The organism is Bradyrhizobium sp. MI1.10, from assembly GCF_055811035.1.
Genome location: NZ_JBVVPN010000107.1, coordinates 1 through 5399, shown reverse-complemented (window position 1 = coordinate 5399; position 5399 = coordinate 1). Strand labels below are relative to the sequence as shown.

General features: G+C 56.6%; 3 protein-coding genes. 2 read left to right on the top strand and 1 reads right to left on the bottom strand.

The genetic code is table 11. The features are described from left to right. Window positions 1-270: 270 nt before the first annotated feature. Complete coding sequence (locus tag AC0L3K_RS40180; protein WP_473368168.1) at window positions 271-1167, top strand: NAD(P)H-dependent flavin oxidoreductase; 897 nt, start codon at window positions 271-273, stop codon at window positions 1165-1167. Between the two features lie 527 nt (window positions 1168-1694). After that, the gene (locus tag AC0L3K_RS40175) at window positions 1695-1904 is read left to right on the top strand and encodes a helix-turn-helix domain-containing protein (RefSeq protein ID WP_473368167.1); all 210 of its coding nucleotides are present in this window, start codon (window positions 1695-1697) and stop codon (window positions 1902-1904) included. Between the two features lie 644 nt (window positions 1905-2548). Here AC0L3K_RS40175 and AC0L3K_RS40170 read toward each other — a convergent pair. After that, window positions 2549-3373: a transglycosylase domain-containing protein gene (locus AC0L3K_RS40170; RefSeq protein WP_473368166.1), complete on the bottom strand. Its 825-nt coding sequence runs from the start codon at window positions 3371-3373 to the stop codon at window positions 2549-2551. Between the last annotated feature and the right edge of the window lie 2026 nt (window positions 3374-5399).

The window sequence follows — 5399 nt, the reverse complement described above, 5'->3', positions numbered from 1 at the left end:
CCGACGTTGACGTTCCATTCGACACCTCCGGGCTCAACGAGCCTACTACAGGTGTCCACCCATTCGGAGGAGGTTCAGCTACGTTCCGTCAGTGGGAGGCGGGCACAGAAGCTATTGAGCGCTGATCTGAGCAAATGGGCAGGTGGCTCGAAAATTGCTGAAAGAACTAGCCGAAGATGGAGGTGCCTATTCGTGAATACATTGTCTGAACGAGGCCGTCTGCCCGTTGCTATCTCATGCCGGCTCGAAGTCCCGCTGGTGGTTGCGCCGATGTTCTCCGTTTCTGGGGTGGACCTTGTGGCCAGTGTCTGCCGTTCCGGAGCGATCGGCGCCTTTCCCACAGTTAACGCCCGATCCGTTGAGGAGCTCGACCACTGGTTAAGCGCTATTGAAGAAGAGTTAGCAAAGCTACATCGTCCCGCCGCACCGCACTGTCCGAACCTCATGATCCGACACCCACGGATGAAGGAAGACCTGGCCTGTCTCGTGCGGCATAAGGTGGAGATGGTGATAACCAGCTTGGGCTCGCCAAGTGAAGCCATACAACCACTGCACGCAATCGGCTGTTTGGTGTTTGCGGTCGTTGCGTCGCTGGGACATGCCGAGAAGGCGATCAAGTCTGGTGCTGACGGCTTGGTCCTGCTTACTGCGGGAGCGGGAGGTCACACTGGCTGGGCCAACCCGTTTGCGTTTGCTCGCGCGATTCGCGCCCTGTTTGATGGTCCTGTCGCACTAGCAGGCGGTATTGTCGACGGCGTCTCACTCGCGGCGGCACGGTTGCTTGGGTGTGATCTTGCCTATATGGGTACTCGCTTCATTGCGACCCGGGAGAGTATGGCGAGCACTGCCTATCAACAAATGTTGGTCAACAGCACTATCGATGATGTCGTTCTAACTCGGGCGTTTACCGGCCTCGACGTCAATATGCTCCGCCCTTCGATCGTAGCCGTTGGTCTCGAACCGGCCAAGCTCGACGAGTCGGTTTCAGCAACGCGTGCGACCGAGATGTACGGCGCGAACAATTGTGGCAAGGGACCACGCCGCTGGCTCGACATCTGGAGTGCTGGCCATTCCACCTCAGGCGTGCGCACGATTGTGGGCGCCGCCGAACTAGTGCGGGAGCTGACCGACGAATACAAAGCGGCATCGGCAGTTCAAACCCGTTGAGTGCTCTAGAGGGCGGGTGATTATCCGCGGCGGAATCTTAGAGGTACAGCAGCCCGCAATCGCTCGCAGTATCTAGATCGGCTGGAGTTCTGACGGCAGGCTCCTTGAAAGTATCGCGACCGAACAGTGCCTTGGTCACGCGTTTGGGATCTTAGTCGCGCGCGCAAAAGCTCGGCTCGACGTGGATCGCAATTATGGCTGGCCAAGCGGGGGCGCCGATCCTGCAAAGGCCTCATCGAGCTTTCCTAATCGCGTGTTGGTGCGGCCCATGCGTCAGTGCACGGAACGGCAGAACTCTTTGGTCCTCCTGCTGACTCGAACATTAAGTCTCGCCGATGTCGTAACTATTGCTGTAGCGTTTAGGACCTATGTCGCTTCCATGACCGTTGGTGCTGCAGTTAGATCGGTAGGGCTTCCCATTATCGGCACTTTCTTAACGGTTGTCTTGGTAGAAAAGTTGCGATCGCGTCGCGTGGTACGGCATTTGCTGATCTCCTTCCCAAGCCGTCTCGGCTCAGGAGGAACACATGGTGGATGTGCAAGAGGTCGTGCTGTCCGCACGAGAAAAAGAGTGCTTGTGTTGGGTAGAGGAGGGAAAATCATCCTGGGAAATCGGGGTGATATTGAAAATCAGTGAGAATACGGTCAATTTTCACCTGAAGAACGCGATGCGAAAGCTGGAAGTGACCAGGCGAATCCAGTGTGTCATAAGGGCGCGCCGCGTCGGGCTTATTTGAAGTAAAGTCGGGCGGTGCTGCGATCCAAGCGACGCCTAGCATCACGTCCTAGAACTACTCCGTTAGATTCCGATCCCACTACAAATAGCGACTTGCGCCACCGAAGCGGCGCTGGATTGCTCCACTTCACCGCGCCATCTGCACTTGGATGCCTGCAATTCGACCAGCTGCGGCGCCGTAGGTTGAAGCTGCCCCCGAACGGAGCCCATCATGCTCGCAGGCGTCAATGACTGGACTTCGAAGGACCCCGTTGGGAACGTTCGTATCAAACAGCACCGCTGGGAGAATTGCTCTTGGGCGAAAAGTCCGATTTGCTCTGCGGATCCGATCGCGGCGGACACCGTGTGGCGGCCGTACAGCGCTAATCGTGACGGCAAAGATCAGCGGCATCGACGCACGGGATAACGGACCGATGTCGTTGGCAGCATCGCCGCGGCTGGGATCTGATCCATGATCAAAAAAATGCGCCAAATTAACCTGGTACACAGCACGCATACATTTGGTGCAGGAGCTCGGGTGTGCTGAGATGCAACCGCGATCATGACCCCTTAGCTCCTCACCCCGCTTGTTATGCGCCGACATTCTAGGGACGTTTCCTGAAGATACAATGATCGCCGGACCGCTTTGAAGGCGAGCTTGCAACCTCACTTTGGACTCTCCTTGTTCAGTGGATCCTCCTCGCGGTTGAATATCGGATGTGCCGGCTGGTGCTTTGCGCCAAACACCTGGTCATCAGTCATGAATCCGGTCTCGACGAGCTTTTCGAGAACCAAGCTTGCACGCTGTCGCGCAGTCCCAACAGCAATGTGCGAAACTTGATCGAGCGGAAAATTTACGAGGCCAGCCAGCATGGCCGCTTCGCTAAGGTCGATATCCTGAACCCGTTTTTGGAAATAGAGCCGTGCCGCATCTCTGACGCCGAATATGCCGCCTCCAATCCGCACCCGGTTTAAATAGATCTGTAGGATTTGATCCTTCGTGAGTCGAAATTCGAGCCAAATAGCGATAAGTCCCTCGTGAATCCTGTCCTCGAAAGTTCGTCCATTTGACGGGAATAGCATTCTCGCAAGCTGCTGGCTAATCGGCGGGTGTACGCCGTCTGTCTCTGGCCTGGCATGGAGCGAACGGGCGATAGCGGCAAGGCCGATACCGAAATGGCTGTAGAAGCGATGATCCTGAGTTGCAAGCGTCGCCTTGATTAAGACCTCCGGAAGCTCTTTCAGTGCAATCGTGTTATACGTCGTGCAAGCGCTGGTCGGACTCGTCCGGCATTCTGGCCGAAAGACTGTGCGATCAAGGTCGGCGCCCCGGACCTGATCCGCGGTTTCATGAAAAGCCGGGATCGCCAGGACAAATGACAGTATCAGGCTGACGAGCCCGAACGTTAGAGCTTCCGAAAGCGGCTCGACGATTCCCCAACGCAACGATCGGCCAACAAGCCACGCACCCCGCGTCAGCTCTGTAAGCATAGCAGCAATCGGACGGATACGACTGGCTCTGGCCACTATACGGTCTTGGATCTCGGGCGTCCGGCTTCGCGGCATCATCTGACTCACCTGCTTCTTTCATCTATCTGGAGTTCGCGTCGGAAACGCGTCCCGCTGTCGACATGGCACTCCGTTTTCCTCAGAGTTCCGCTCCAGTGACAGCGCCGTGCAGAAAAGGTTCTGGGGAATCCCCAGTTCTGGAGGCGCGAGACGCTGCCGCTACGGCGCAAGGTAACCCTTACGAATCGCGCGTCAGCTGCACCTTCCTGACGCCATGAGGTCACCAATCCCGCAGGTGGGAGGGGCCCGCGGGTCCTTAATCATTCAGCTCTCACGCGCTATTCTCGAGACCTTTAGTCTGCAACATCCGGTACTGGTGCCAGCACGCGGGTTGCTCGAGCGAGCGTCAGTAGGCTGCATCACGGCTGAACTTATCGGTTTGGGTATATGAATGCTCGCCAATTCGGACTTTGAATGGCAGTCTCGCAAGAGCAACGGAGTTGGCAGGCGCCATAAAGCCGCGCACGCTCTCGGCGCCTTCGACGACGCCAGCTGTGGACGGCGTAGCCGGCGCAAGAGCCGGCGACAAAGATCAGAGCGAAAACCACGAATGCCATCATCGGGAAGTATCCATCTCCGGCGCGCCTCACAGAGCGCAAATGTGCTGTGTAGGAATCATGGTGCAGGCAGGCAATGACTCTGCAGCGAATCGAACTGATAGTTGGTACAACCTGACGCTAGGTGCGATTCAAGTCCGTTAAGGGGTCTTGAGGGGGATCACTGATCGGGATCACGCGGGACACTCTGTCAGGAGACCAGCTCTCGATTAAGTCAGGTGCTCCGGTTTTGTAAGTAGGGAGCACGCGGCATATGTCCATTGCGCCAGAGAAGCTACATAACTCCGGCGTCACTGCCGTAATCGCCGCTAAACTGCGGAAAGCCGTGACCGCCTTCCAACTTAAAAGTTTGAGATTGCAGCCGATTGAGAGCGTTCATAGGAATCTGGAAAAGAAGAGCCATCCCGCGAAGCTCCTAACAACGGGGCTTATCAGTCCGCCATCAAGATCGCCCGGAAGTTAACCCTCGGTCGCGATTTGCGGAACTGGACCTTCTGTTGCCGGACAAAAAGTCTGCGCCTGCTCACACAATCGATGATTGTGGGCTAAATCCGCAGCCTGCGAATCGGCCCAGCCCTTGCTCCAGTCAGGGACCAGCGCTGGCTCACCAGCAAATGCGTGAAATCCGATGACTGACTTCACAAGCGCTGCCGGGAATGATGTCGCTCAGCAGTCGGTCCCGCGGTTTCCATCAAGGCCGGCGATCATGTTTTGATTTGCGACAGCGTCTATGGACCTGTGAGGATCCTCGCGGATCAGGTTCTAACCGGCTACAGATTAAGCATCCGACACAACGTTCGGATTTGCTCGCGCAGATCGCCAAAAAGCGCGAGCTGTGTATCTGGTCTCGTGGGTCCATGACCTTTGGACTCTAGCATGCGCCCGCGCTGGCCGCTATCGCACACCACTCGGGTGCACGCGTGGTCATGAACAATACTTGGGCGACGCCGCTCCACTTTAAACCCTTTGAGCATGACGTCGACATCTCTTTTCGCCTTTTAGGACCGAGATTGCTATTACATGGCAACCCAGAAGAACGGCTTTGCTTGATGCAGCAAGGGAGGCCTTCCGGAATGCATAAGACCGAAGGCTCCTGTACACCAGACTAACAGAATAAAAAAACGCGGCCTAGGGCCGGGGCTTTCGATCCGCCGGTTGAACGCGCGCGCCTCAATATTTGAGGAAAATCAGACCGCAGCTCTTAAAGTCGAAGCCGTGCAGTCATAACGACATCGAAAGCATGGCGGGTGCGATCGGCCCACCAAACGACTCGCTGAAGTTCTCCGTGCGGGGCTGAATGAACCGATGCTCGTAAGAGCTGGTCCCGGTTGTCTGAACAGAATCTCCGCGTCGATAAGTGGAGCCTCTGCCGGGGTTAGGCCGCCATGCGG

What these genes read in the sequence shown, in the direction of transcription:
- AC0L3K_RS40180 (WP_473368168.1), top strand. Translation starts at nt 271, where the DNA reads ATGTTCTCCGTTTCTGGGGTGGACCTTGTGGCCAGTGTCTGCCGTTCC.
- AC0L3K_RS40175 (WP_473368167.1), top strand. Translation starts at nt 1,695, where the DNA reads ATGGTGGATGTGCAAGAGGTCGTGCTGTCCGCACGAGAAAAAGAGTGC.
- AC0L3K_RS40170 (WP_473368166.1), bottom strand. Translation starts at nt 3,373, where the DNA reads ATGCTTACAGAGCTGACGCGGGGTGCGTGGCTTGTTGGCCGATCGTTG.